Annotated in this window: 27 protein-coding genes, 2 tRNA genes and 1 pseudogene; 14 read left to right on the top strand and 16 right to left on the bottom strand. The window is 51.0% G+C overall.

All coding sequences use genetic code 11. The annotated features are described in order from the left end of the window. Positions 1–25 precede the first annotated feature (25 nt). The 5 genes from cbiD to DNK57_RS07055 are packed head-to-tail and all read left to right on the top strand — an operon-like array spanning position 26 to position 4,791. Positions 26–1,111 carry a cobalt-precorrin-5B (C(1))-methyltransferase CbiD gene (cbiD, locus tag DNK57_RS07075; RefSeq protein WP_192962247.1) on the top strand — a complete coding sequence of 362 codons (1,086 nt, stop codon included), beginning with the start codon at positions 26–28 and terminating at the stop codon, positions 1,109–1,111. 35 nt (positions 1,112–1,146) lie between these two features. Further along, positions 1,147–1,620, top strand: a complete 474-nt coding sequence (gene moaC / locus DNK57_RS07070) for a cyclic pyranopterin monophosphate synthase MoaC (RefSeq protein ID WP_320056886.1) — start codon at positions 1,147–1,149, stop codon at positions 1,618–1,620. A 10-nt stretch (positions 1,621–1,630) separates the two neighbouring features. Then, positions 1,631–3,703, top strand: coding sequence for a DEAD/DEAH box helicase (locus DNK57_RS07065; protein ID WP_192962246.1), 2,073 nt, complete (start codon positions 1,631–1,633; stop codon positions 3,701–3,703). After that, entirely contained in the window at positions 3,648–4,154 is a 507-nt protein-coding gene (locus DNK57_RS07060) for a DUF2115 domain-containing protein (RefSeq protein WP_226891152.1), read from the top strand. The genes DNK57_RS07065 and DNK57_RS07060 overlap by 56 nt, the downstream gene beginning before the upstream one ends. Before the next feature lie 55 nt (positions 4,155–4,209). Next, positions 4,210–4,791, top strand: a complete 582-nt coding sequence (locus DNK57_RS07055) for a DUF2115 domain-containing protein (protein ID WP_226891150.1) — start codon at positions 4,210–4,212, stop codon at positions 4,789–4,791. Here the strand turns inward: DNK57_RS07055 and DNK57_RS07050 are convergent. The 3 genes from DNK57_RS07050 to DNK57_RS07040 all read right to left on the bottom strand — a co-directional run bounded on the left by DNK57_RS07050 (position 4,788) and on the right by DNK57_RS07040 (position 5,931). Next, complete coding sequence (locus DNK57_RS07050; protein WP_192962245.1) at positions 4,788–5,267, bottom strand: DUF308 domain-containing protein; 480 nt, start codon at positions 5,265–5,267, stop codon at positions 4,788–4,790. The genes DNK57_RS07055 and DNK57_RS07050 overlap by 4 nt on opposite strands. Positions 5,268–5,349: 82 nt before the next feature. Then, positions 5,350–5,649, bottom strand: a complete 300-nt coding sequence (locus DNK57_RS07045; protein WP_192962244.1) for a DUF2098 domain-containing protein — start codon at positions 5,647–5,649, stop codon at positions 5,350–5,352. Positions 5,650–5,661: 12 nt separating this feature from the next. Next, complete coding sequence (locus DNK57_RS07040; RefSeq protein WP_226891148.1) at positions 5,662–5,931, bottom strand: PRC-barrel domain-containing protein; 270 nt, start codon at positions 5,929–5,931, stop codon at positions 5,662–5,664. Positions 5,932–6,004: 73 nt separating this feature from the next. Here DNK57_RS07040 and DNK57_RS07035 point away from each other — a divergent pair, with 73 nt between their 5' ends. The 4 genes from DNK57_RS07035 to DNK57_RS07020 are packed head-to-tail and all read left to right on the top strand — an operon-like array spanning position 6,005 to position 9,726. Then, positions 6,005–7,027, top strand: coding sequence for a CBS domain-containing protein (locus tag DNK57_RS07035; protein WP_192962242.1), 1,023 nt, complete (start codon positions 6,005–6,007; stop codon positions 7,025–7,027). 55 nt (positions 7,028–7,082) lie between these two features. Beyond that, positions 7,083–8,690 carry a tRNA uridine(34) 5-carboxymethylaminomethyl modification radical SAM/GNAT enzyme Elp3 gene (locus DNK57_RS07030; RefSeq protein ID WP_192962240.1) on the top strand — a complete coding sequence of 536 codons (1,608 nt, stop codon included), beginning with the start codon at positions 7,083–7,085 and terminating at the stop codon, positions 8,688–8,690. Positions 8,691–8,699: 9 nt separating this feature from the next. Further along, positions 8,700–9,365 (top strand): deoxyribose-phosphate aldolase, encoded by a 666-nt coding sequence (gene deoC, locus DNK57_RS07025; protein ID WP_192962239.1) that lies wholly within the window; start codon positions 8,700–8,702, stop codon positions 9,363–9,365. Positions 9,366–9,369: 4 nt separating this feature from the next. Beyond that, positions 9,370–9,726, top strand: coding sequence for a cyclophilin-like fold protein (locus tag DNK57_RS07020; protein ID WP_192962238.1), 357 nt, complete (start codon positions 9,370–9,372; stop codon positions 9,724–9,726). A 52-nt stretch (positions 9,727–9,778) separates the two neighbouring features. On the opposite strand, the gene cofH is transcribed toward DNK57_RS07020, so the two are convergent. Next, positions 9,779–10,894 (bottom strand): 5-amino-6-(D-ribitylamino)uracil--L-tyrosine 4-hydroxyphenyl transferase CofH, encoded by a 1,116-nt coding sequence (cofH, locus tag DNK57_RS07015; protein WP_192962237.1) that lies wholly within the window; start codon positions 10,892–10,894, stop codon positions 9,779–9,781. 152 nt (positions 10,895–11,046) lie between these two features. Between cofH and hmtA1 the strand changes: the two are divergent. Beyond that, a pseudogene (gene hmtA1, locus DNK57_RS07010) lies at positions 11,047–11,254 on the top strand (histone HmtA1). Positions 11,255–11,421: 167 nt separating this feature from the next. Then, the gene (locus DNK57_RS07005; protein WP_192962236.1) at positions 11,422–11,913 is read left to right on the top strand and encodes a rubrerythrin family protein; all 492 of its coding nucleotides are present in this window, start codon (positions 11,422–11,424) and stop codon (positions 11,911–11,913) included. A gap of 102 nt (positions 11,914–12,015) precedes the next feature. Here the strand turns inward: DNK57_RS07005 and DNK57_RS07000 are convergent, their stop codons facing one another. Continuing rightward, positions 12,016–14,136, bottom strand: coding sequence for a PAS domain S-box protein (locus tag DNK57_RS07000; protein ID WP_192962235.1), 2,121 nt, complete (start codon positions 14,134–14,136; stop codon positions 12,016–12,018). A 339-nt stretch (positions 14,137–14,475) separates the two neighbouring features. Here DNK57_RS07000 and DNK57_RS06995 point away from each other — a divergent pair. Both DNK57_RS06995 and DNK57_RS06990 read left to right on the top strand, forming a co-directional pair. Continuing rightward, positions 14,476–14,547 (top strand) — tRNA-Val (locus tag DNK57_RS06995). A gap of 4 nt (positions 14,548–14,551) precedes the next feature. Beyond that, positions 14,552–14,624 (top strand) — tRNA-Phe (locus DNK57_RS06990). A gap of 213 nt (positions 14,625–14,837) precedes the next feature. Here DNK57_RS06990 and DNK57_RS06985 read toward each other — a convergent pair. The 6 genes from DNK57_RS06985 to tes all read right to left on the bottom strand — a co-directional run bounded on the left by DNK57_RS06985 (position 14,838) and on the right by tes (position 20,619). Further along, complete coding sequence (locus DNK57_RS06985) at positions 14,838–16,112, bottom strand: tRNA (N(6)-L-threonylcarbamoyladenosine(37)-C(2))-methylthiotransferase (RefSeq protein WP_192962234.1); 1,275 nt, start codon at positions 16,110–16,112, stop codon at positions 14,838–14,840. Between the two features lie 99 nt (positions 16,113–16,211). Then, positions 16,212–16,865, bottom strand: coding sequence for a protein-L-isoaspartate O-methyltransferase (locus DNK57_RS06980; protein WP_192962233.1), 654 nt, complete (start codon positions 16,863–16,865; stop codon positions 16,212–16,214). A 99-nt stretch (positions 16,866–16,964) separates the two neighbouring features. Further along, the gene (locus tag DNK57_RS06975) at positions 16,965–17,573 is read right to left on the bottom strand and encodes an HVO_0476 family zinc finger protein (protein ID WP_192962232.1); all 609 of its coding nucleotides are present in this window, start codon (positions 17,571–17,573) and stop codon (positions 16,965–16,967) included. Between the two features lie 2 nt (positions 17,574–17,575). Then, positions 17,576–18,088, bottom strand: coding sequence for a homoaconitase small subunit (hacB, locus tag DNK57_RS06970; RefSeq protein WP_192962231.1), 513 nt, complete (start codon positions 18,086–18,088; stop codon positions 17,576–17,578). 53 nt (positions 18,089–18,141) lie between these two features. Beyond that, a complete protein-coding gene (locus tag DNK57_RS06965; protein WP_192962325.1) occupies positions 18,142–19,119 on the bottom strand; it encodes a beta-ribofuranosylaminobenzene 5'-phosphate synthase in 978 nt (325 codons plus the stop codon). 15 nt (positions 19,120–19,134) lie between these two features. After that, positions 19,135–20,619: a tetraether lipid synthase Tes gene (tes, locus tag DNK57_RS06960; RefSeq protein ID WP_192962230.1), complete on the bottom strand. Its 1,485-nt coding sequence runs from the start codon at positions 20,617–20,619 to the stop codon at positions 19,135–19,137. A gap of 148 nt (positions 20,620–20,767) precedes the next feature. Here tes and DNK57_RS06955 point away from each other — a divergent pair, with 148 nt between their 5' ends. Beyond that, a complete protein-coding gene (locus DNK57_RS06955) occupies positions 20,768–21,283 on the top strand; it encodes a CDP-2,3-bis-(O-geranylgeranyl)-sn-glycerol synthase (RefSeq protein ID WP_192962229.1) in 516 nt (171 codons plus the stop codon). Positions 21,284–21,468: 185 nt separating this feature from the next. Here the strand turns inward: DNK57_RS06955 and DNK57_RS06950 are convergent, their stop codons facing one another. From DNK57_RS06950 to wecB, 5 genes are all read right to left on the bottom strand, one after another. Beyond that, on the bottom strand, positions 21,469–22,134 hold the full coding sequence (locus DNK57_RS06950) for a hypothetical protein (RefSeq protein ID WP_192962228.1): 666 nt from the start codon (positions 22,132–22,134) through the stop codon (positions 21,469–21,471). A 31-nt stretch (positions 22,135–22,165) separates the two neighbouring features. Continuing rightward, entirely contained in the window at positions 22,166–23,194 is a 1,029-nt protein-coding gene (locus DNK57_RS06945) for a hydantoinase/oxoprolinase family protein (protein ID WP_192962227.1), read from the bottom strand. Between the two features lie 164 nt (positions 23,195–23,358). Then, positions 23,359–24,333, bottom strand: a complete 975-nt coding sequence (locus tag DNK57_RS06940; RefSeq protein WP_192962226.1) for an ATP-grasp domain-containing protein — start codon at positions 24,331–24,333, stop codon at positions 23,359–23,361. After that, positions 24,330–25,658, bottom strand: a complete 1,329-nt coding sequence (locus DNK57_RS06935) for a nucleotide sugar dehydrogenase (RefSeq protein WP_226891146.1) — start codon at positions 25,656–25,658, stop codon at positions 24,330–24,332. Before DNK57_RS06935 ends, DNK57_RS06940 begins: the two co-directional genes overlap by 4 nt. Position 25,659: 1 nt before the next feature. Beyond that, positions 25,660–26,976, bottom strand: coding sequence for a non-hydrolyzing UDP-N-acetylglucosamine 2-epimerase (gene wecB, locus DNK57_RS06930; RefSeq protein WP_192962225.1), 1,317 nt, complete (start codon positions 26,974–26,976; stop codon positions 25,660–25,662). Between the last annotated feature and the right edge of the window lie 14 nt (positions 26,977–26,990).

The raw sequence follows: 26,990 nt of genomic DNA, 5'->3' as shown, positions 1-26,990 counted from the left end.
ACATTAATTTTTAAGGATTTTTCTGATGAAGGATGAGAGGGTATTCGGGATTACAACTGGAACAGCTGCCACCGCAGCAGCCCTCGCCTCACTCCTGTGTCTGAAGGGCTGTGAAGCAAGGAAGGTCAGGGTCAGGACCCCCTCAGGGATCCTGGAGGTTGACGTTGAATACGTTGAGCGTATCTCAGATGACACCGCCAGGGCCTGTGTCATCAAGAGGCCCTACCCCGACCCCGATGTCACCGTGAACCTTGAGATCATTTCCACTGTCCAGATCACAGGGACCCCTGAAATCATGATAAGGGGTGGTGAGGGTGTTGGAATCGTCACGAAGCCTGGCCTCCAGGTCCCCCCCGGAGAACCGGCAATAAACCCTGTGCCCAGGAGGATGATGGAGGAGAACCTCAGGGAACACCTCAGGGATGATGAGGGTGCTGTGGTCACGGTATCCGTACCAGAGGGGGAGAGGATAGCATCCAGGACCATGAACCCCCGTCTAGGGATCACTGGGGGTATCTCCATCCTTGGGACAAAGGGTATAGCCAGACCCATGTCCAGTGAGGCGTACCGTGAATCCCTTGCCTGCCAGATAGGCATAGCCACCGCCCTGGGTTTCAGGGAACTGGTATTTGTACCGGGTAACATAGGTGAGAGATTCGCCGTGGAGTACTTTGAATCCATCGAGGAGGAGAGGATAATCCAGATGGCCAACTTCCCGGGCTACATGCTGGAGGAGGCCGACAAGAGGGGGGTTGAGAGGATAATACTCATGGGACACGCGGGTAAACTGATCAAGCTGTCCGCAGGAATATTCCAGACCAAAAGTTCAGTTGCAGATGCCCGCCGCGAGATAATGGCTGCCCACGCAGCCCTTAAGGGTGCTTCCAGAGATACGGTGACAAGGATATTCAACCATGGAACAGTTGAGGAGATGATATCTGAACTCGATGGTGAGGGGTTGACTGTGAGGGTCTTCGATGGCATAGCAGATGCCATAAGGGACAGGTGCACTGAGAGGTACTCCTTTGATACCGATGTCCTGATTTTCAGTCTGGATGGCCGGGTACTAAACTCAAACTTCAAAACTGGAAGTAACCACCGATTCGACTGATGAAAGCCAAGTTAGAAGGAATTTCATGAGTGATGATAATGAAGGAATTCACACATACACATGAAAAGGGGGTCCGCATGGTCGATGTGGGCTCAAAACCAGTTCTCAGGAGAACAGCGACGGCCGAAGGCCATATATTACTCAGTGAGGATACAATAAACCTGATACGTGAAAAGAGGGTTGAGAAGGGGAACGTCCTTGCAACGGCCCAGATAGCAGCCATAGGGGCCGTTAAGAGGACCTGGGAAATAATACCCCTATGCCACCCCCTCCCCCTCACAGGTGTTGATGTTGAATTTGACCTTGGGGAGGATAGGATCACTGCCAGGGTGACGGTGCGGTGCGACGGAAAAACCGGTGTTGAGATGGAGGCAATAACCGGTGTCTCGGTTGCACTGCTCACAATCTGGGACATGGTTAAAAGTGTTGAGAAGGATGATGATGGACAGTACCCTGAGACTGCGATCAGCAACATAAGGGTCCTTAAAAAGGAAAAGCTGGAGCCCTGAGGGTGTTCATATGAAGTCCCTCCCACCTGAAATGAGGCAGATCCTCAGGGACTGCTACCCCCATATAAGGGAGCTTAACCCTGCCCAGAGGAGTGCCCTTGAAGCAGGTTACCTAGAATCCAGGGAAAACTACATAATAGCCATACCCACCGCCAGCGGGAAGACCCTCCTGGGGATCCTTGCAGCCCTGAGGACGGTCATGGAGGGTGGGCGCGTGATCTACACCGTGCCCCTCCTTTCAATCCAGAACGAAAAGATAAAGGAATTCAGTAAACTTGAAGAGCACGGTATAAGGGTCGGTAAGGATCCCAGGACCTCTGACATTGCAGTCATGGTCTTTGAATCCTTCGACAGCCTAACCAGGTTTTCATGGAATATCCTCAGGGAGGTGGACCTCCTCATCGTTGATGAATTCCACATGATAGGTGAGTACACCAGGGGGCCGGTGATTGAATCTGCAATTACAAGGACACGGATCCTGAACCCCTCCACACGTATAGTTGCACTCTCAGCAACCCTCTCAAATATGGATGAAATAGCCGGATGGCTAGGAGCCCGGGTGGTGGAGCACGACTACCGGCCCGTTCCACTGCACCGGGAGGTCCTTGACACGGAGATGTTCGGGGTCAGGGAGAAGAACGACGTTGTCCTAAAGGTTCTTGAGAGGTCCCTGGAGGATGGTAGCCAGACCCTGGCCTTCGTATCCACCAGGAGGTTCACAGAGTCCCTTGCATCCTACCTTGCAGGTAAGATATCAGGGAGGATACCCCCTGATATGCGGGAGAGGTTCAGTGAGGTGGCAGCAAGAATCCTTGAGGTTCCAAAGTCCAGGGGCTCCCCTCCAACCTCAACCTGTCTGAAACTTGCAGAGTGCCTGGAGGCGGGGATCGCATTCCACCATGCAGGCCTCTTCAACAGACAGCGGGAGATAATAGAGGACGAGTTCAGGGAGGGGAATATACTGATGATAACAGCCACCCCCAGCCTCATGTACGGGGTGAACCTCCCATCAAGGACCGTTGTGATAAGGGACTACACAAGGTGGACGAGGCAGGGCCCCAGGAGGATCCCTGTATTCGATTATGAGCAGATGTCAGGGAGGGCCGGGCGCCCACAGTACGATGATGCAGGATACTCCTACCTCATAGCCAGGAGCCATGAGGAGGCATTGGAACTGGAGGAGTACTATGTGATGGGGGAGGTTGAGAGGACCAGCTCCCGTATAATGGAGAACAGGGACGCCCTTTACAGGCAGATAATTGCACAGGTGGCCTCCGGCCTCTCAAGGACCGTGGAGGAACTTGTGGACTTCTTCAGGAACACGTTCTATGGCTACCAGATGATTGAAGGTCCCTACAGCGATTCATTCGGGATGGACAGTATCCAGTATGAGATAGAGAACGCCGTGGAGTTCCTTGTGAGGAACAGGATCATTTACAGGGGCCCCGGAGGATTCTCTGCCACAGAGTTCGGTCTCCTCATAGCAAAATCAAGTTACAGTGTGGAGACTGCCATAAAGCTCCACCAGTTTGCATCAGAGATGGATGATATGGACATCTATCGCCTTATCTATGAGATAACCAGGACACCTGACATACCCATCATATCATTCAAGGGGCGTAAGAGCAGGGACCCTGTACGTGATAAGCTCATGGAACATGGAATATTCGTCATGGACGTCGGGAACGAGGAGGCCACTGCAGCCGCCCTCATGGAGTGGATATCTGAAAGGACCGAGTATGAGATTGAGAACGCCTTCAATGTCTACGCCGCCTCAACAAGGAGGGCTGCCTATGAGGCCTCAAGGCTCGTTAAATTCTTTGGAAGTATATGCGATATCCTTGGAGTCTACGGTTATGCAGATAAACTTGATACTCTATCCGCAAGGCTCTACTATGGTGTCCGTGCGGACCTTATACCCCTGGTTGTCGGTGTGAGGGGCCTTGGACGCAGGAGGGCCCGCAGGGTCGTTGAAACCTTCGGGGAGGATCTCAGGCATGTCCGGAAGGATGAACTCAAACGGATCGATGGAATCGGAGAAAAAATGGCAGAGGCTATTAGACGGTACTGTGAAAGACTCTGATGCCCTGATGATGGTCCTGAGGAAAATGGCGGCCACTGTAAATGTTTACGATCTCATGGAGGTGCGTGTATTCCTAGAAAGGAGCTGCAGATTTGTTCAGGAGAGATACAGGACCGTATATATAGATTCATATATGTCTATGGTCGTTGACTCGGTGCTTGATCTCAGGGCCCGATTCCCGGGGGTGTCTGAAACAGCTTCTGAATGGTATAGACTCCATGATGCCTCAAAAAGGCTGGATGAAATGAATGCTCCAATTATTGTTGGTTTAACAGTTTTATACAGAACATTTCTTAAGGGTGAACCACTCCACCCCCCTGGAACACCATTCCCTGGAGGCTTTGAGGTTGAAAGGAAGGACGGGGTCTACTACTGTCCAGTTAAGGATAAGCAGAAAGATAACCCTAAGGCCCTCTGTGATATATGCATCGCCAGACAGACCCCCATTTGATGTTTCTGGAGGAATCAGCCAGATTCCGCCGGTTGAAATGCCTGGATGTTTCCCCATGAGGAATGATAACCATGAACTTTACTGGGATGACCTGGGTCTCGGGGAGGATGTTATTATAAGAAGCAGTAATATTCCAGAGAAGATGTCAAAGATGCAGCTCCTTGAAATGCTTAAAAAGGAAGCCTCAACCATCCATATAAAGGATATAATGAGTGCATCAGTCTATCTGAGGGAGGACGCCCGTTACATGCCTCCACGGGAGCAGAGGGAGTTCATTGAAAGGTTCACCAGGGCCTTCTTTAACAGGATAAGGGATATAAAGAATGATAAGAACCACTACCCCGGCAAAGTCGACACTGAAAAGTTAAGGGAGTTCATGGAATTCCTTGACCAGCAGCTGAGCCACGCGGAAACAGAAAATGAAAGGTGTTTTCAGAGGATCGCCCGTATAATAACAATCTACGTCACATTCGTAAGGGAGGAACCCGTCCATCCAGTGGGGACCCGTTTTCCTGGAGGCCTCACGGTTAGAAGGGAGGGGGATGTATTCTACTGTCCTGTGAAGGACAAGCAGATAAACACTCCCGGCGCCCTCTGCCGTTTCTGTGTCAGCATCCAGGACCCCTCTGTCCACTAATACATCAGCAGCCCGATTCCATCGATTATCAGTGAAAGGCCGATGAGCCAGGCCAGGAATACAGGGTTTGTTACAAGTATCCCCAGGATTATATAGATGATCCCCAGAACCACAACGGATATACCCGCAGCCCTTCCAGCCCGGTGCTCCCTTGAGAAAAGAGCTGTTATACCTGCAATTATAAGGATTATACCTGTTATGTATATCCAGAATGCTGTGAGGAAACTGAAGAGGACCACATTACCTGCAAGGGCCGCTGCAACGATTACACCGAGCACCCCGAGGAGAATGTAGAGGGCACCTGCACCCCTGCTGACCTTCCATGTCCCGGCACCAAGGAGGAAGAGCCAGACCGCAACAAATAGCACTGCCACTCCCGTGAGGACACTCAGGGTAAATACTGAAAACACTGGAAAGAGAATCACCAGAATCCCCAGGATAAGAGATATGATACCTGGAATCTTTGTGTCAAACACATTTTCACCCCCATAAGTTTATAACATTAAAAGAGACAATGGTCAGGGAAAATCCCGGCATAAAAAAGGAGGGGAGGATAAATCAACCCCCACCATCACAAACCTCTGAGCCCATATCCACATCAGCAAAGTCTTCCTTCATCTTCCTGATACGGTCAATGGTGTCACCGGGGCCCTCCTTCCTGACTGCCCTCCTGAGTTCGGATTTATCAACAACCTCAAGGTAATCTGTATTGTACCAGAGATCTGAGTCCTCAAGGCGGGCCCATCCCTCGCCATCCTCAACCTTGATGGCTGAGATCTCACCTGTGGTCCCTGTACCAGTGTAACGTACAGCCATCCCAACCGTCAGAACATTTCCATTAATGTCCTTTACCTCCATGCTATCCACCCATCATTCAGGGGAGATCTCCATGGACTCCTCCTCTTCGGGGGCCTCCTCCGCCTCCTCTGCAGCTATTGCAAGGACGACGTAATCGCCGACCCGGCTCACGCTCTCCATATCCACGATGAAGGTCCTCTGCTTGAGGGACAGTTCACCCTTGGATATTATGAGGGACTTTATGAGGCCCTCCTCCGGGTCCACTTCCAGGTCAGAGACCTTACCTATCTCCATTGCATTTTTATCCAGCACCTTACGACCGAGGAACTCCGTCACCTTCATTTGAACACCATAGAATCTTATGTCAGTCATGCTATAAAAAATGATTTATTCATAGCACCCCATATAATATAACATGACTTCAGTTAAAATATTCAGTGTCTACGGGATACCCATTGAACTCGATTTCTCATTTCTACTTCTGATGCTTTTCATATACCTCCTCGCCTACCTCGGCTTCCTCTCACTGAACCTGGCGGTTCTAATAACCCTTGTATTTGTAACGGTGGTGATACATGAACTGGCCCACTCCTATGTCGCCCTGAGGTTCGGTGTGAATATAAAGAGCATACTTCTACTCCCCATCGGCGGTGTTTCAAGGATGGAGGAGATACCCAGAATACCACGCCAGGAGTTCCTGATCTCAATCGCCGGGCCCCTCACAAATATAGTCATAGCCCTAATCACAGGGGTCCCCCTCCTGCTTGGTCTGGGGGGAGCCGCTGCAGGATTCGCAGGCGACTTCCTTGCTGTGAACCTGCTTCTTGCAATCTTCAACCTCATACCCGCCTTCCCCATGGATGGTGGCCGGATACTGAGGGCCATACTGGCTGAGAGGCTGAGTTACATCAGGGCTACAAGGATAGCTTCGAACCTTGGAAAAATCATAGCGGTCATCATGGCTGTAACAGGCCTTTTCTACAACTTCTTCCTGATACTTATCGGCTTCTTCATCTACATCGGCGCAGAGCAGGAGTACCAGGCAACCCTCATCTCGTCACTGCTGGATGGCATCATGGTGGCGGATATTATGACCGAGGACCCTGTGACCCTCCGCCCTGACATGACAGTTAAGGATGCCCTCGATGTGATGTTCCGTGAAAAGCACATGGGTTACCCTGTGACTGAGGACGATGAACTGAGGGGTATTGTAACCTTCCATGACATATCCGATGCCAGACGGGACCTCAGGGTGGGGGATGTCATGATAGGGGACGTTGTAACGGTGAGGGACGATGATGAGGTCACAGCGGCCCTCGAGAAAATGAACCGGCTGCAGCTTGGGAGGCTCCCTGTGATGAGGGACGGTGAACTCATAGGCATAATTTCAAGGACAGACATAGTCAGAACATTAAACCTGATGAACAGAACCGAGTAAATCAATATATGACGATAATGGATTGCTGGATGAAAGGGAAAGAGGGATTAGGATCATGAAGGACGCGTCACGTCTCATAATCGATGAAATAATTTCAGGAAAAATAAGGACAAGGAAGGACCTTGAGAGGTTCAAGCACAGGGTCTGCCGTGAAATGGGACTTGAGAGGTTCATGAGCAACTCTGAAATCCTTGAACATGCAACCCCTGATGAGAAAAGGGTTATAGAGGGGCTTCTGAGGAAAAAACCCACACGGACCATCTCAGGGGTCGCCGTCGTTGCTGTGATGTGCCAGCCCAGGGAATGCCCCCATGGCAGGTGCCTCTACTGTCCAGAGAGCGAGAAGGCACCTCCAAGTTACACTGGAGAGGAGCCTGCTGCCCTCAGGGCCAGGATGTATGACTTCCACCCCTACAGGCAGGTGTACAATCGCCTGGAGCAGCTCCACAGCATAGGCCACCCCGTCGATAAGGTTGAACTCATAGTTATGGGGGGGACCTTCCCATCCCACAGCCTCTGCTACCAGGAGTGGTTCATCTCCAGGTGCCTGGAGGCCATGGTGGACTTCGGGGCTGAACTCAGGGGCATCAGTGTGGATGTGCCCGGCCACCATGGATACGTGAAGGTTGAGGACGCCCAGAGGCTCAACGAGTCCTCCCCTGTTAGATGCGTTGGCATGACCTTTGAGACAAGGCCAGACTACTGCAGGGAGGAGGACGTGGACAGGATGCTGGGCCTGGGGGTCACCCGGGTCGAGCTGGGTGTTCAGACCATATACAACTACATCTACCAGCGAATCAGGAGGGGTCACAGCATAGAGGATGTTGTGGAGTCCAACAGGATCCTCAGGGACTCAGGGGTGAAGGTCGCCATGCACCTCATGCCGGGCCTCTTCTCAGACTTTGACAGGGACCTCCGCATATTTCGGAGGATATTCCAGGACCCCTCCTTCAGGCCTGATATGGTCAAGATATACCCCTGTCTTGTTATCCAGGGCAGTGAACTCCACAGCCTCTGGGAGAGGGGCCTCTACAAGCCCTACTCAACCGAGGAGGCGGTTGAGCTCATCGTGGAGATAAAGAAGATGATGCCAAAGTGGGTGAGGACCATGAGGATACAGAGGGATATACCCTCCCAGCTCATAGTGGACGGTGTGAGGAAGTCAAATCTGGGTGAACTCGTCTACAGGCGCCTTGAGGATGAGGGGGTGAGGTGCAGGTGCATAAGGTGCCGTGAGGTTGGGCACATGTCAAGGAGGGGTGTGATGGTTGACGAGGATGCTGTTACCCTCATGGTGGAGGACTATGAAGCCACAGGTGGGCGGGAGTTCTTCATCTCACAGGAGGACCCTGAAAATGATGTCCTTGTGGGTTTCCTGAGGCTGAGGTTCCCTTCTGAGGAGGCCCACCGTCCTGAGGTCCATGATAAAACAGCCCTTGTGAGGGAACTGCATGTATACGGTTCAATGCTCCCCATAGGAGAAAGGGGGGATGCTGTTGGTCAGCACAGGGGCTACGGTGAGGAGCTGCTTGCAAGGGCAGAGTCCATTGCAGCTGATAAGGGGATGGAGAAGATACTCGTAACAAGTGGAATAGGTGCCCGTGAATACTACGGTAAATTTGGATACCGGAGGGAGGGCCCCTACATGGCAAAGAAACTTTAGGTGGTTAAAATGATTGTTGAAACAAGGGATGAGCTTGCATCACTTATAGACCACACCAATGTGAGGGCTGATGCAACAGTGGATGATATTGAGAGGCTCTGCAGGGAGGCTGTCAGCTACGGCTTCAGGTGCGCCGTGGTCACACCCACCAATGTCAGGCTGGCAGCTGAACTCCTTGAGGGGACCGATGTGATGGTCTGCTCGGTTGTTGGTTTCCCGGCAGGCGTCAGCACCTCCCGAGTTAAGGCCCTCGAGGCCTCTGAGGCTGTTGAGAACGGGGCAGAGGAGGTGGATATGGTCATGAATATCGGCGCCATGAAGTCTGGTGATGGGGATCTGGTCTACAGGGACATAAAGGGTGTTGTTGATGCCGCGGGGGTCCCCGTTAAGGTCATACTTGAGACAGCCTACCTCACAGACAAGGAGAAGGTCGAGGCGTGCCTCATAAGTAAGGAGGCGGGGGCGGCATTCGTCAAAACATCAACAGCCTATGGTGGATTAGCTGGAGCCACAGTTGAGGATGTGATGCTCATGCGAAAAACTGTGGGTGATGACATGGGTGTCAAGGCGGCTGGCGGAATAAGGGACATTGAAACAGCCCTTGCAATGATAGATGCAGGGGCTGACAGGATCGGGACATCAACAGGTGTGCAGATAATCGAGGGATGGAGGTAGTGCTTTGAGGAGGATAAGGATAACCGTTGAGGGTAAGGGCCAGGCCACAGCCGAACTTGATGATAGAAACCCTGAGTCTGCAAGGAGAATCTATGAAAGCCTACCACTTGAGGGTAGGGCCCTCCTCTGGATGGAGGAGGTCTACTTTGACATACCCGTGGATCTTGACTATGAGAACCCCTCCGATGATGCCTCAGCCGGTGACATCTCCTACTGGCCACCCGGCTATGCCCTCTGCATTTTCTTTGGCTCAACACAGCCCTATTCACCTGTGAACCACATAGGCAGGGTAACCGGGAACCTCGACCTCTTCTTCAGTGTGGATGAGGGTGACAGGATAATAATTGAAAGGGAGGATTAGATCCAGAAATTACACGCAGAATAAAATTAAGGCCACCAGATTGCCTGATACACTATACATCCTCTATATCACGGTAGAGGGTGTCCCTCCTTGCTGGGATCCTTCCTATGTCCCTCACAACCCTTATAATCTCCTCAGGCTCTGTCCTCACACCATGTGATGCCCCTGCAGACCTTGAAATGTTCTCCTCGCCAAGTGTGCCCCCAAGGTCATTGGCGCCTGAAAGGAGGGCGACCTGGGCAAACTTGAATCCCAGTTTAACCCATGAGGCCTGTATGTTCTCAATGAGGCCCCTGAACATGAGCCTTGATACTGCGTAGACCTTGAGGTCATCTGCACCCGTTGCCCCGGGCATTGCAATGCCCTCACGGTATATGGGTGCACGGGGGTGCATGAAGGGTAGGGGTACAAACTCTGTGAATCCCCCTGTCCTCTCCTGGATCCTCCTGAGTATATCCATGTGCTTAACCCTGTGTTCAGGGCCGTCTATGTGACCGTACATCATTGTGCATGTGGTGGGTATCCCCACACGGTGCGCTGTCTCTATGACCTCAACCCATTCAGCTGTACTCAGCTTGGTGGGGCATATAACTGCCCTGATATCGTCATCCAGTATCTCCGCAGCTGTGCCAGGCATTGAACCAAGGCCAGCCCTCTTAAGTATCCTCAGGGCCTCTTCAACCGTTAATTCAGCATTCTGAGCCCCATAGTAGACCTCCATGGGTGAAAAGGAGTGGAGGTGGACATCGGGAAACTCCGATTTTATGGCCCTGATGATGTCCTCATAGAAGTATGTGTCGAGTCCCGGGTAGAGGCCTCCCTGTATGCACAGTTCCCTGGCACCATTCTCAACAGCCATGCCTGCGATTTCAAGGATCCTCTCTGTTTCAAGGTAGTAGGAGTCATCATCCACAGCATCCCTCCTGAATGCACAGAACCCGCACTGACCCGAGCATATGTTGGTGAAGTTGATATTCCAGTTCTCGATGTAGGTTATCCTGTCGCCTGCTTCGGCCTCCCTCACCATATCCGCGGCTATCATAAGGGCCTGGAGATCCCTGCCCCTCACATTCATCAGGTAGAGGGCTTCATCATCTGTGATTGGCTCATCCATGGCCTTCTTTAGTATTTTTTCTGTGCGGGTCTTGATGTTCATGGTGCCAAACATGCGATTTAGTATCTGGTTCTGCAAGTTTAAAATTTTTGGTTTCAGTGAGATTCATACCCATTAAACCCCATATGGCCCATGTGGTCCAGTAATCAGGCCGAACCAATAAATTTAAATATTAGAGCGTACCAGCTTAGTTTGGAGGTGAAATTATGGCTGAATTACCAATTGCACCAGTAGGTAGAATAATAAAAAATGCCGGTGCCCAGAGAATAAGTGACGATGCAAAAGAGGCTTTAGCAAAGGCCCTTGAAGAAATGGGTGAAGAAATATCACGCAAAGCCGTTGAACTTGCAAAACACGCCGGCAGAAAAAACTGTTAAAGCTACAGACATAGAAATGGCAGCTAAACAGTTATAAATAGACCTATTATCACTATTTATTTATTTTTAGGAAAACTGCAAACCCTGATCTAATTATCAGGTTATCTGCTTCTCTGTATTCATTCCTGTTCAGTTAGTTTCTGCGATAAGAATATAAATTAAGGGTAACATATTATTACTTCAGAAGCAGTGAGGTGATTTGTTATGTCAACAATGGATAACCTGAAGGAAGCCTTTGCAGGTGAATCCCAGGCAAACAGGAAGTACCTTGCCTTTGCAAGGAAGGCCGATGAGGAGGGATACCACCAGGTTGCAAAGCTCTTCCGTGCAGCCGCAGCAGCAGAGACAGTCCACGCCATGAACCACCTTGATGCCATGGAGGCTGTCAGGAGTACCGAGGAGAACCTCAAGGAGGCAATAGAGGGGGAAACAGCTGAATTCGAGGAGATGTACCCTGGTTTCATTGAGGAGGCCGAAGCCGAAGGCCATGAACAGGCCCGATGGAGCTTCGACGTTGCAAACAAGGTTGAAAAGATCCATGCAGAGCTATACAAGAAGGCCCTGGAGAACCTTGGAAGTAACGTTGAGGTGGACTACTACGTCTGCAACTGGTGTGGTAACACCGTTGAGGGCGAGGCCCCTGAAAGGTGCCCTATCTGTGGAGCTCCCAGGGATGAGTTCAAAAGGATAGATTAACCCAAAAAACCTTTCCTTTTATACATGTAGATATCAATTCCTTTTATGGATTATTTCACCAAATAAACACACAGAAACTCCTTTTATACGTCAATGCAGGGATTATTCAGTGGCAAGTCCCTTCTCCTTGAAGGTTATCCTGAATGTTGTCCCGCCATCTGATATCATCTCGACCTCTCCATCTATCTGTTCGGTGAGGCTCCTTACAAGCTGGAGTCCAAGTGATGGGCTGCTCTCCCAGTCAATGTCCTCTGGAAACCCTTTGCCATCGTCGCTGACCTCAAGGATGACCCTGCTGTTCCTCCTCCTGAGGGAAACCGTTACGGTGCCCTCCCCATCAGGGAATGCATGCTTCACGGCGTTTGTTAAAAGTTCATTGACTATGAGGCCCAGGGGCACAGCTGTTTCCACGTCAACCCTCAATTCGTCTATCTCAAGGTTCATGCGGATACGTGAATCTGCAGAGTAACTCCTGAATATCTCCGATGCAAGTCTGCCCAGGTACTCTGCAAGGTCAACGTTCTTCAGGTCCTCTGAACGGTAAAGTCTCTCATGGATCAGCGCCATGGACCTTGCCCTGTTTTCGCTCTCCCTGAAAAGGTCCATGGTCTCCTCGTCCTTAACCTGTCGTGACTGGAGGCTGAGGAGACTTGAGATTATCATCAGGTTGTTCTTGACGCGGTGGTGGATCTCCTTGAGTAGGAGCTCCTTCTCGGCAAGGGACCTCTCAAGCATACTCTGGGTCCTCTTGAGGTCTGAGATGTCACTCAATACTACCAGGAGGCAGTCCCTCCCCTCTGCGTGTATGAGCCTGGTGTATACCCTAACGTTATATTCCCTTCCGGATGGGTCTGTCATGACCATCTCATAGGGTTCCACGAAACCGTCCCTCATTATTATCTCCAGTTTGGACCTGAATTCCTTCTTAACATCATCAGAGAGGAAGTCAAGTTCATAGATGGATCTTCCCCTGAGGTCTCCGGGGTGTATTTCAATGGTCCTGGCGAGGGTTGAGTTCACATCAAGTATCTTCCCATCACCTGGATCCAGGAGGAGTATGTATTCCGGTGCGAGGTTGAAGAGGGACCGGTACTTCTCCTCACTCTCCCGCAATCTCCTCTCATTCTCCAGTCTCTGGCTTATATCCCTTGCAACGGATACAGCCACCTTCCTGCTACCGAGTTCAATTAGCCTTGAGTTCACCTCAACGGGTATCCTCCGGCCGTCCCTGGAGATGTAGGTTCTGTTGAAGGTCCCACCCCCTTCCCTCAGGAGTTTTCTTATATTATCAGTTATCCCGTCACCCTCCATCCCTATATCGAGGGGTGTCATTTTGAGAAGTTCCTCCCTTGAATAGCCCAGTTTCTCAACCGCTGCCCTGTTAACCTCAAGGTATCTACCTGGAAGGCCGTTATCATGGATCTCTGCCATGGTTATTATATCCTCAACTCCATCAAAAACCGCCCGGAATTTCCTTTCACTCTCAATCAAGGCATTTTCTGCCATTTTTCTTTCAGTGACATCCCTTATAAATGCAGTTACAAATTTTTCATCCATATTCTGCCAGCTGAATACCGATAGCTCCACAGGGAAGTGAGTTCCATCCTTCTGAACAGCCTCAACATCTGCTATGCTGAGTGAAACATCCCTGTCACCAATCCTGCTAAAGTCATGTTTTTCCCGGTTAATCTCAGATATCAGGGTGTTTATATGTTCTCCCATCATTTCGGCTTCACTGTAGCCGAATAGCTTCTCAGCGGCCCTGTTCCAGGAAACCACCTTTCCACTCCCATTGACGGTTATTATGGCGTCCCTTGCAGCTTCAATGATTGTCCGGTATTTCTCCTCAGTCCTGCCACGGGCTTCCTCTGATTCCTTAAATGATTCAGAGAGAAGCACCGTGATGGTGTTCACGAATAACATGACAGATATTCTCATCAGATCCTCATATAAACTGCCCAGGGATGCGAGGACATTAGTCAGGACGAGTAAGGTTCCCAGGATGGCTGTTACAGCATAGGATTTCCTCCCGAACCACAGGGCGGCAAGGACTATGGGTATGTAGAAGAGGTGGGTGAATACGACCTCAACACCCAGGACCATGTGGGAATACAGGGTGACGGCTGCGCAGATTACTGTCAGTGATGTGACCAGGACCAGCCTTGCACCCCTATTCCAGTAGGATTGCATTTTCTCGGCAACTGCAAGAATCCTGTAAGTCAAAAACATCCCCCATGAAAGTTGCGATGGAATCATATACTATTAAATTCAGGCACATTGACTTATAGTAGGTTAGATTATCCACAAAGCAGTATTTAATCCCATGCTCTAGCTTATTGCATGAACGTGATGAGTATTAAATAATTTGATTTGAGAGAATTTAATGGAATAAATGAACCCTCAATGCTCCAGTTTAAAACTTTGTCTAGCAGGGGATCTCCAGGTGAAGCTAATGGGTGCACCCCACCTTTTATTGACATAAAGGAGATCTTTATCATCGTATCCACACCGTGGGAAGGGAAAAGCTTATATACAACCACTTCCATAGTTTAGAAGGAACACGGGCCGGTGGTCTAGGGGTATGATACCTCCCTGACACGGAGGTGATCACGAGTTCGAATCTCGTCCGGCCCATCATGCCGTGGTAGTTCAGTTGGGAGAACGCCAGACTGAAGATCTGGATGTCGCTGGTTCAAGTCCGGCCCACGGCACTTATAACCACCTCTCTTTTGACTGGACTTAAATTTAATTTTTTTTGAGTAACTCTAAACTGTTTCCCAATCCGAAGCCCTGAAAAGTTCTCTGTATTATAATTTCAATCTTTAATTTCAATCTTCACAGTTCTCTACTCAAGCTAAATAACAACTAAACATTATTTAGAAAAGTTTGGTAGGAGGGCTTCAGAGTCAATTGAATTCTGGACTCTAATCAGCAAGGAGGTACGTGCCCGTGGCATCCCTTATCCTGACCCTCCTGAAGGAACCCGGCTCACCGCTTCCCGTAACAACGGGGATGTATGAACCTGTCCTTCCGATGAATCCACCCTTCCTCCCCCTCTCAACCACAAGTACCTCCTGGACCGAGCCCACCAGCCTCCTGTTTTTCTCCTCAGTTATCCTCATCTTGAGTTCTTCGAGGGCCCTGGAACGCCTCCTGAGTTCCCTGAAGTCGATCTCATCAAGTGAAGATGACCTGGCACGTGGACGGTGACGGTACTTCGAGAGGTGTATGAAGCTGGGTTTAACCTCCTCCAGAAGCCTGCAGGTCTCCATGAAGTCCTCCCACTCCTCGGTGGGGTAGCCAACGATTATGTCTGTTGCAATGGATATGTCGGGTATCTCTGACCTGAACCTCTCAACGATCATCCTGAACTCATCCACTGTGTGGCCCCGCTCCATATCTCTGAGTACGCGTTCACTGCCGCTCTGCACCGGAAGATGAAGGAAGCTGTAGACCTTCTCTGATTTGAAGGCCTCAACAAGGCCGTAAAGATCCCTGAGGACGCTTGCAGGGTGCATCATGCCCACACGTACCCTGAACTTCCCTGGGATCCCTGATATCCCCCTGATGATGTCTGATAGCTTTTCACCCGTATCTACCCCATAGGCGGCTGTGTCCTGTGCTGTGAGCTGTATCTCCCTGCAGCCGCTGGCCACTGCATCCTCTGCCTCCCTGATGATGAGGTCAGCAGGATAACTCTGGATCCTTCCCCTGGCAAATCTTGTGCAGCAGTAACTGCAGCTACCATTGCACCCCTCACATATCTGTATGATGTGTATGAGTGGATTAGATCTGACCCTGGGGACATTCACCTTCAAATCCGTGGTGAATCCTGTTATTCGCTCAACAGAACCCGTGCTAGCGGCCCTTACAGCCTCCGGGGCCCTCCTGAGCTGGTGTGGTCCGAGCCATGACGCGTCCCCTGAGATGGCCTCAAGTTTACGGGGGTCTATCTCAACCATGCAGCCAGCCACAACGAGGCCCTTCTCTGGGTAGGCCTCCTGGATCTTCTTTATCCTGTTTATAACCTTGTGTTCTGTGGGATGCTTGACATAGCATGTGTTGATGATTATGACGTCAGCATCATCTATTCCTGTGAGGACAGCGCCCTCCTCCCTGAGGACGCCTGCCATGATTTCAGAGTCTGCCTGGTTAAATGTGCATCCAAATGTCTCTATATAAACCCTGATACCATCCATCGGAAATCACTCTATCAATTTTAACTAAACCAGGATCTCCATAAACAATCCCCGGGACATCCCTCAATTTTAACCAAAAAATGGATTATGGTCTCCAGTTCAATGAAATTTCCATCCATGTTTCCCTATCAGTGGGACGAAGGCGACACCACCGAGATTCCTGGACCTGTAGTCATCGGCGGAGGTCCGCTCAACCAGAACAAGTTCCTGATAGAATTTATCAGAACCCACGGGTATTAAAAGTTTTCCCCCTATCTCCAGCTGCTTCATGATGGGGTCAGGTATGTATGGTGCAGCCGCAGTCACATATATCCTGCTGTAGGGTGCCTCATCAGGGAATCCCTGGCTGCCATCACCGTGTATGACCGTGACGTTATCATATCCGAGGCTCCTGAGTTTTCTGCTGGCCCTCTCATAGAGGATCTCTATCCTTTCAACAGTGTAGAGGTGTCCCTCTGGTCCTATGATTTCAGCTATAACAGCTGCATTGTAGCCGCAGCCGGTGCCTATCTCAAGGACCTTCATGCCTGGTTCAAGGTCAAGGAGCTCCGCTATCATGGCAACCATGTGGGGTGCTGATATGGTCTGGCCCTCACCAATTGGGAGTGGCATGTCCATGTAGGCCCTGTGCCTCTCCCCCTCAGGGACGAACTCCTCCCTTGGCACCCTCTCCATGGCCCTCCTGACGGCCTCAGATTTTATGTATCCCCTCTCCATGAGGTCCTGAACCATTCTCCTCCTCTCATCCATCATGTGACCACAGCAGATCAGCCATGAAATCAGGCCGGTTTATTAGTTCATATATGTTATTCTGCTTTTATCAACCACAGCAGATCAGCCATGAAATCCGGATCACACCACCCTGTCGGTGAGGTCATAACTGAACCTCCTATTAACAGGGACACCGTAGATCCTCTTAATGTTGTGTGCAGGTGCTGAGCCCCTCCTTATCATCCTGTCCCCTGTCTTCATGCTTTTTATCCTGAAGACGTGTTCACCTATTTTGAGGACGTCACCAACCCTGAAGATGAAGTCCCTGTCCACCTCAACCTTCCTGGAGTAGACCTCACCATGGAGGTCAACAGAGACACCCACACGTGCTGGTGCCTCAAGAGAAACCGCCCATACAGTCTCGATGTCCTCTGCATTGGCCCTGTCAACCCTTTTACCGCCCCTGAGTTCAAGGGAGGTCACCTCAACGAGTTTACCTGAAACACTCAGGGCGTCACCGGCAGATAGCTCCTCGCCGGGGTAGAGTTCCACTTCATCCCTGTAGGATTTCCCGTGCTCACTTACAACTACCCTGTGGGGTGTGGGCTTTTCAATGACGATGCTATCCCTGAAGACCGTGCTGCATTCCTCACATTCGAGTACAAGGTGCTTTATCTTCCTTGACCTTGACTCGTCTGTTCTGCTTTTCAGGACCCTGAATGATCCTGATCCACAAATAGGGCACTGCATCTCTACCCCTCATCTCCTGATGCGCCACTGTCGATTGTTTTGAGGTAGTGGTCCACGAGGCCTCCGTCCTCGAGGATTGATAGCATGTAGTCGTTGAAGGGCTTCATCCAGTATTCCCTCCCCGATGTCAGGTTCCTGATCTGGCCGCTTCTAAGGTCAACTGATATTTCATCACCATCATCAGCATCCACCTTCGCCATTATAACTGGCAGTCCTATGTTTATGGCGTTTCTGTAGAATATCCTTGCAAAGGATTCAGCTACTATTGCAACAACACCCGCATGTTTCAGGGCGACGGGGGCCTGTTCCCTTGATGACCCACAGCCGAAGTTGCGCCCTGCCACGATAATGTCTCCCTTCCTGACCTCAGTGGCAAATTCTGGCCTCGCCCCCTCCATCACATGGGATGCCAGTTCATCCAGACTGAAGGTCCTCAGGTAACGGCCCGGTATGATCATGTCTGTATCTATGTTGTCACCGAATCTCCATACTCTTCCCTTTATGATTCCTTCCATTGTATCTCCCTTACCTGGTCTTCTATTTGAGCATAAATCATTCATTTCAGGGTTCATTTTATCATGAAGGCTCCCCTGTTGCGGCCTCCTGTTATCAGTATCCTCCCTGGACCCATGACCTCGGCCACTGCTCCAGCCACATTTCCAGGTTTTTCATCGGTGACCGAGTAGACTGTGGGTCCAAAGGAACTCATACCTGCGCCTGCAGCCCCCGCAGATATCATGGAATCTATTATCCTGTCTAGGAGGGGGTCCTGGAGTTCCCTTTCAATCCTCTTGAATCCTGTCCCCTGTATCTCATTCAATGACTCCCCGAAGGCCTCTATGTCCCCCTCGATGACCGCCGGCATCATCTTCATGAGGATTATATGGGAGAGCCTCTCAACGTCCCTCAGGGGAATTGGGCAGTATTCCTGGAATATGTTAACCTCCCTCCTCCCTGAAACGGATCTGTCGATCTCAGGGATGGCTATTATGATGTTCCATTCCTCTGGGAAATCATACCTTGCAATGACAGGTGGTGGTGAGGCACTTGAGGCAGAGGATGGCAGAAAGTCTGACTTCTCCCTGGTGCTGTGGCCTGCATCCACTATGAATCCTCCCTCCTCAAAGGACGCCACACCTATACCGGAGGTTCCGCCCCTCCCCACGATGTGGGCAAGTTCCCTTGCTGTGAATTCTGCTCCATGATACTCTGCTATGAGCCTGGCCGTGGCGAGGGATATCTGGGTCCCTGACCCCAGACCCGAGTGGGGCGGGAACATGCTCCTTATGGTGAAGTGAAAGTTCTCATCACTCCCGATGTGCTGGAGGGTCCTCCTGGCCGCCTCCATAATCTTTGACCTGTACTCCTCCCTGAGCTTCTCATCGGTGTCGGGAGTGAATTCAGCGCCCATCTCATCCGAGGCCTCGAGGCCCATTACAAGTTCAGGTTCCTTGAGTGTGATCCCAACTCCACCGTCAAGGCGGCCCCTCTCACCGTTGAGGTCTATGAGGGTCAGGTGTAGTCTGGATGGTGTGTTTATGATCAATTCAATTACCACTCCTTAATCATCGGATTCCTTAAGGGGCTTTGCGAACTGCCTTTCAACATCTGCCCTGTGTATCGAGTTCATTGTGCAGAAAGGTACTATTCTACCGTCGGGGAGGGCGTAGTGTATGACGCACCTCCTGACCCTGTCGATGTCAAAGTTCCAGGGGTCCATGAAGTGCATGCATGATATCAGGAGGGTGTTGTAGTGGAACTCTCCGAGGGCACTGTAGGATCTCTCCCTGAATACAGATGTGAGTATGCTCTTTATATCCACTGATTCGGGTGCCTCAGATTTATCGAGGGTTCTGGGTAGCTCTATTGTCGACTTTGCAATCACCCTGGCCTTTGCAGCTATTCCTCCCCTCTCAATTTCATCCTTACCCTTCTCAAGTACCTCGAAGAATCTGTCAACGTCTATGAACCTTGTTATTGGGATTATCCTTCCGTCATCTATGAATATGTAGGTTGCTGTCCCGCAGTGCTGGTGGCATGTGAAGGTGACCTGGGGTTCTCCCTCAATGGCGGCCACGAAGTCAGATATGGGGCGGACAGATGATGCCGGGTAGAAGTCGTCCACTGATATCTCTGAGCCTGTCTGTTCCTCCACCAGTTTCTGGAAGTCCGGTATCGTTATGCGCTGTTCCTCGACCCTGTCGGCGGGGGTTCTTCCTGCGAAGGAGACTGGCTGGAAGTTAACGCCCCTTATGATGTCAATGTTGTCAATTGCGAATCTTATGATGTCCCCAACCTGGTTGTCGTTCAGTCCCCTCACCAGTGTCGGGACAAGGACAACTCCAAGACCAACCTTTCTACAGTTCTCTATTGCCTGCAGTTTTATGGGGAGGATGTTTTTACCTCTGGATACAATGTATGGTTCCTCTGTGACACCATCGAACTGGAGGTAAACCGTGTTGAGACCTGCCTCCCTGAGTTCAGCTGCAAGTTCAGGTTTACGCGCCAGTCTGACACCGTTGGTGGCTATCTGCACATGGGTGAAGCCCTCCTCCCTTGCAAGTTTCACCAGGTCGACTATGTCCTTCCTGACGGTGGGCTCACCCCCTGCGTACTGAATCGCAGGTGTCGGAACCGGCCTGTTTCTGCGGAGATTTCGCAGCATCTCCCTTATCTCTTCATAGGTTGGTTCATAGAGGTAGTTGGACACTGCTGCATTGGCAAAACAGATGGGACATTTAAGATTGCATCGATTGGTGACATCAATAAGACCAAGAACAGTGTGGCTTTCGTGTTCAGAGCAGAGCCCACAGTCCAGTGGACATCCCTTCAGGGGGTCTGTCTGTGGATTCAGGAGCCCCTCACCTTCCTCATCATAATTTTCCGCCTTATGGTAGACCTTGGAATTGCTCCAGTAAACATTTTCAAATTTTCCATGTTCCGGGCATTCTTTCCTTATCAGAACCCTGCCCTCATCCTCAAAGACCTCCGCATCAACCGGTCTGAGGCATTCGGGGCAGAGACTCCTAGTTTTTTTTATTACCACAACAGTCACCTGTTAATCTGGATGTTAAAACGCATCAATCAATTCATCGGCAAATGTTATATATCTGATCCTTGAAATTATCCATGTATCCTCTTCTTTAAATTTAACCCACTCTCATGGGATCTTAAAATCTTTGCGAGGTGTACAAGTGAATACCGATATTATCAATATTATAGATGTCCTCTATGTAATATACTTTATGTTGCCAGCATATATGGCAAATATAAGTGGTCTAGTCTTTGGTGGGGGTAAGCCCCTTGATATGGGGATGAGCCTGGCTGATGGGCGGCGCCTCATAGGTGATGGTGTGACCTGGAGGGGCACCGCCGCTGGTACCTTCGTCGGTCTGGTGGTGGGAATAATTCAGGGCATCATCTCGGGTTCAGTGATAACCGGAGCCTTCACAGGACTTCTTCTTGGATTCGGAGCCCTTATGGGAGACGCTGCAGGTAGTTTCATCAAAAGGAGGCTCAGGATAGATAGGGGTAGACCCGCCCCAATCCTTGACCAGCTCGACTTCGTCTTTGGTGCACTGATACTTGTGTCCCCCATCACTGTGCCACCCCTTGACCAGATAATCCTCATAATGCTCATTACACTGGTTCTCCATCTGTCAGCCAACATAATAGCCTACCTCATAGGCATGAAGGACGTCTGGTACTGACGAAAAAACATGATATGATGCCTTATAAGGAAGAAAGAGGATTCTTGATCAGCTTATTTTCGGATATATACCTCACATTTATTATTCCATGAATCATCCGCACACGGTCTTTTATAAGCTTAAATTCCGCCCATTATTCTAAAAATTGTGTCCTGTTCGCGTTTTATTCAGCACCACCAAAAGCTTCAGGATAGAAGGGAACTGCTGCTCCTAAGGAGCTTGAGGGTCATGAGGAAAACTTCGAAGGGTGATGACCACTCAGGGACCTCATAGACGAGGGTGGGGTAGCCTGCAGCTGCCAGGGGCCTTGAGAAGAGTCTCCCGGATGAACTTTTATATTTAGCCCTGCCTGAGACCGGGTAATAGTTGAATCCATCCTGCTTAACCCTCTCAGCGATCTCCACCGACGCCCTGTCCATCTGGGGGGTTGCCACATAGAATCCCTCCCCGTAGCCTGGCTGATGGGCGTGTGCAATTATAACTAGGTCATAATCTGACCCCTTTATATCTGGCAGGATGTAGGTGGCTGCAAGACCCTCACCGTTGGCCCTGCCCCTTGAATAATCCTGTGGGCTGTCCTCAACGTTGATGCTGTAGATTATAACCTCCACAGGTAGGAGGGCGAATACACGTCCAGCCCACTGAACCGGGGCTATTGATACCCTCTCCCTTGGATGTATACCTGTCACAATGGCTATCTTCACACCCTGCTCGCCGTAGTGGGCGTAGATGTCCCTCGTCACGTACCCCCTTGAATCCGAGCCTATGGTTGAATGGTCAGAGAGGTTCAGTATCACGGTCGTGGTGACAAGGAACACGACAATGGCTGCAAGTACAAGCCTTAAACGCATGTTACCAGCTTCGTCTAAGATTTAATGTTCATCATCCCTGACCCTGAAGGTAATCCTCCATGAGGAGTGCTGTACCCACTGCAGGGGCCACCACACACTCCTCCTCTGTTAAGAATTCATCCATGGTCCTGCATTCCAGTTCAAGCACCTCTGCAGCCCTCTTTGCGAGTATCTTCATCCCGAGGCCGGTCGTAACAACCTCCTCAAGACCCTCACGCTCCGAAACCTCGGCTAAACCCTCGGCTATCTTGAGGATCTGCTGGTGGTAGATGTACTCTGCAACTTCAAGCACATCAGAGGGACTGATGAGTTCAAGGTCAGCGCATAGAACCCTGGCTATCCTCAGCATGCACTCCTCCACTGACTTCCCGGCCCCATCGGGTGTGCTGCAGGTGTAATCTGATTCCCTGATGTTCCCCAGTACCCTGTGGACGTCTGCAGTGACTGCGAAGAGTTCAGATGCCACCCTGAACCATTTATCCTGGAGTGGCACCCTGTCAACTATAGTGGCCACGTTGGTCCTCAGGGTTCCCGTGTATACCAGTTCACCTGTTGAGAGCCTTTCAAGGTCGTTCCTACCCCTTGAAGCCTCGAATCCGTCTTTTATGGGTATTATGTCCGTTGTGGTGCTCCCAACATCCACCATTATGCAGTCGCTGCTCATTGCAGAGGCTATCTGGGATGTTGCAACCCAGTTGGCTGCCGCTATATTCATGGGGTCAGTGAGGGCCTCTGATGCATCAACCATCCCTGAGAGGCTCACATATGCGACTGGAACATCGAAGGCCCCCTCCACCCTGTCAATTATATCGGCGACACCTGCCGCCTTGCTGGGGTATGCGTCCACCAGTTCAGCAGTCATGCACACACCCACACCCTCAAGTTCATCAAGGTCCTCACCCACCATCTCGAGGAGGGCATCTGCGAGTTCCTCCCTCCTGAGCCACATCGGGAGGTACCTGAAGTCAACCCTGACATCCTTCATGTCTCCGTCAGAGCCGAATTCTATTATGGCCATGTCAGTGTTTGCTCCTCCAATATCAAATCCTGCGATCTTCATGAACTTCATCTCCATAATAATGAATCAATCTAATGAATCAATCTGTAAGGTTGATGATGTTCGGGAACTCCCTGTTCCCGGTAGTAGCAGTAATCAAACCCAGCATATAAACCAGTTCCTGAGCATCAGGGCAATCAAATCAAGGGATATGCAGACAACCCAGATCAGTATCCACTGAAGCCTTCATTGACCTCCACAACCATGCCATCGGTTCCCTTCCTGAAGGAGGCCGTGCCATTGAATTTAACACCAGAAGGGAGTCTTCCAAGGACAGCTTCGAGTATTAGGTGCCCGAGGTTCGCCTCAGAAACCCTCCTGAGTCCTATGTACGGTGTTGTGATCCTGGAGTTTATCTCAACAAGGTAGGGTTCATCGGCAAGTATGAGGTCCACCCCAACGTAGCCCCTTAAACCTGGAATGGACTCCACAGCCCTCCTGGCAACAGTGAATGCATCCTCCCTCATCCCATGATCCAATGGTGCGCTCCCACCACAGTATCCCAGTTCACCACCTGTAACCATGATGTCCTGCCTGTTGAGGCTCATGGGGAGTGCCCTCTCACCGTCAGAGAGGAGGCTCACACTCACACTCTCACCCTCAATGAAGTCCTGTATGATGACATCATCTGAGAAATCAGGTGCTTCACCAGGTTCAAGGATCCTTATCCCCTGGCAGGCAACCCCGTCTGCGGGTTTAACTATGAGCCTTGACCCGGCAACATCAACCTCTCCAGGTTCATAGGTCCTGATGAGGGGGACCCTCCCCTCGAGGGCCCTGTAGGTTAACCTCTTATCTGAACACGTCCTGACCGCATCTGCTGATGATCCTAGGAGAAGCACCCCTGATTCCTCAACAAGGCGGGTGAGCCTGTAAAGTTCCATATCCTCCTCTGCTGCTATGAAAATGCATGCATCGAATTCCTCGAGGTTCTCCTGGAGCCAGTCATCCAGATCACCGATGAGGGATGGTCTGAGCCCTGCCCCGATGTCCATATCTGCAAACCTCTCAGAGAGGAGGAACTCCACATCAAAGTCTCTGAAATCTGCAAGGAGGGCCTCCAGCATTGACCGGCCCTCAAGGAATATTTCAGGGTCGTCTATGCCTGAGGCGGTGGCATATTCAAATACAAGGAGCTTCAAGGACGGCCCACACCCCTGAATGTTATACCCCGCACCCTGAATTCCTCTGGATCCAAGACGGGCCGGGTGCATATGAATATCCCGCCCACTATCATCTCGGGTTTTATGTCAAGATACTCTGTGTGGTCTGTCATGAGCACCACACAGTCAGAGTTGAGGGCGTCCTCAAGGGGGACAGGTTCAACACCCATCCCCCTTATGATTTCCGGGCTGACATGGGGATCATTCACAAGGACCCTGGCCCCCTCAGATAGGAGGGCTGCGACCAGGGGCCTTGTCGGTGTCTCCCTTGCATCAGCCACATCACCCTTGTAGGCAACCCCAAGGACCCCCACAGTTGAACCCTTGAGGCTCTTACCCCTGGATTTCAGGGCCTCCCTTATGATTTCAAGGACGTGCAGGGGCATGGATTCATTCACCTCCCTGGCCGTCCTTATAAGCCTTGCAGACACGCCCTTCCTCTCCGCCATCTCCACTATGAAGTAGGGGTCTATTGAGAGGCAGTGCCCACCAACACCTGGCCCGGGGGTGTGTATGTTTACCCTTGGGTGGTGGTTAGCTGCCTCGATGGCCTTTATAGCGTCTATACCGAGGGCCTCACATATAACTGCAAGCTCATTGGCCAGGGCTATGTTGGTGTCCCTGTAGGTGTTCTCCATCAGCTTAACCATCTCAGCTGTCATGAGGTCATCCACGACTATTACCTCGCCTGAAGTAATCCTCCGGTAGAGTTCAGCGGCCCTCCGGGCGCTTTCAGGGTCCGCGCCCCCTATTACCCTTGCATTGTTCTGCATCTCATGGAGTGTGTTGTTGGGCAGGGCCCTCTCCGGGGTGTAGGCGAGGCCAAAGTCCTCTGAGACCTTAAGGCCTGTCTTCTCGAGTATTGGGAGCACCACGTTCTGACAGGCCCCGGGGGGTACCGTGCTCTCCACTACCACAAGGTCCCCTGGTTTAAGGCCCCTAGAGATTGTTTCAGCTGCAGATATAACCGCAGATAGATCTGATGTGTTGTCACTGTTCACGGGTGTGGGCACAACTATTATCATGACGTCTGATTCCGATGCAGCCCCTTCACCGTCCATGGTGGCATCCAGATTGCCTGTTCCAACGACCTCGGCCACCAGTTCATCAAGGCCTGGTTCAAGGACAGGGGACCTCCCTATGTTAACCTTCTCCACTGTCTCCTGGTTTATGTCAACCCCTGTGACCCTGAAGCCTGCCCTTGCGAAGAGTGCTGCTGTTGGAAGACCTATGTGTCCAAGACCAAATACTGCTATCCTCTGATCCATATCAATTCCTCCAAATACTGCTATCCTCTGATCCATATCAATTCCTCCGGGACCCTGATTCTATGAGAACATCCATTCCCCTGATGTTGAGGTCGGGGTGAGGGAAGAGAATTTCACCGGCAGAGTAGACCATCCTTACAGATGCATCCTCCCTCTCAGCGAGTCCTGAGACTGTTATATCCTCATCAACGTGTATCAGTCTCCTTGAGGGGATGGACATTACCTCCTCGGGGGGTTCCATTCCAAGTTTACCCTCCCTGTGGAGGCGGAGGGTTTCTTCGATTATCCTCTCTGAGGCATGGCCGTCCCCGTAGGGGTTCTCTGCCTCCATCATCCCCCTCCTGAAATCCGGGTCCTCAAGGAGTCGTCTGGCCGTCTCTGTTATCATATCCCTGTCGGCGCCCACAAGGATGTTTCCCCCGGCTTCAACTGTCTCGGGGCGTTCTGTGTTGTACCTGAGGGTCAGACAGGGTACGTTGAAGGTTATGGCCTCCTCCTGGAGTCCCCCCGAATCTGTGAGTACCATGAAGGAGTTTGAAAGGAGAAGAAGGAAGTCCAGGTAGCCCATTGGCTTCATGAGTGTGACGTGAGCCGCGTCCTGGAGCACGCTGTAGAGTCCGAATCTTTCAAGGTTCTTTCTGGTCCTTGGATGGACCGGGAAGACTATCCTGAATTCCTCAAGTTCAAGTATGGAGTCTATTATGGATCTTAACCTCTCGGGGTTGTCCACGTTCTCTGCCCGGTGAAGTGTGAGGGCGACGATTCTGTCATCCTCTGAGAACTCTGCGAGGATACCTGATTTCCTTGATGCTATCTCAATGTTCCTGAGGCATGCGTCCACCACCGTGTTCCCTGTTACAAGTATAGTCTCTGGATCCACACCCTCCATGAGGAGGTTGATGGCTGATTCCTCTGTCGGGACGTAGTAGAGCTTTGAGCAGACATCTGCAACCATCCTGTTTATCTCCTCGGGCATGGTCCTGTCAAAGGATCTCAAGCCGGCCTCAACGTGTCCAACAGGTATGTGGAGCTTGACCGCCGCCAGTGCCCCTGCCAGTACGGCGTTGGTGTCCCCCTGGACCATCACAATGTCGGGTTCCTCCCTTAAGAGCACTTCCTCCAGGCCCTTGAGCATCTCAGCCGTCATGGCCCCGTGGCTCCCTGAGCCCACCCCTATGTTGTGGTGGGGTGCCGGGAGTTCAAGGTCAATGAAGAACTGGTCAGACATCTCATGGTCATAGTGCTGACCGGTATGTATCAGTGTAAATTCCATGCCACGCTTCCTTATCTCATCTATAACCGGGGCCATCTTGATTATCTCTGGCCTTGTCCCTAAAATAACCGCAATCTTCATTTTAACCACTAAAA

Origin of the sequence: Methanothermobacter thermautotrophicus, assembly GCF_014889545.1 — an archaeon.
GTDB classification, from domain to species: domain Archaea; phylum Methanobacteriota; class Methanobacteria; order Methanobacteriales; family Methanothermobacteraceae; genus Methanothermobacter; species Methanothermobacter thermautotrophicus_A.
The sequence above is the reverse complement of the archived record's forward strand: the minus strand, read 5'-3'. Positions and strand labels throughout refer to the sequence as shown.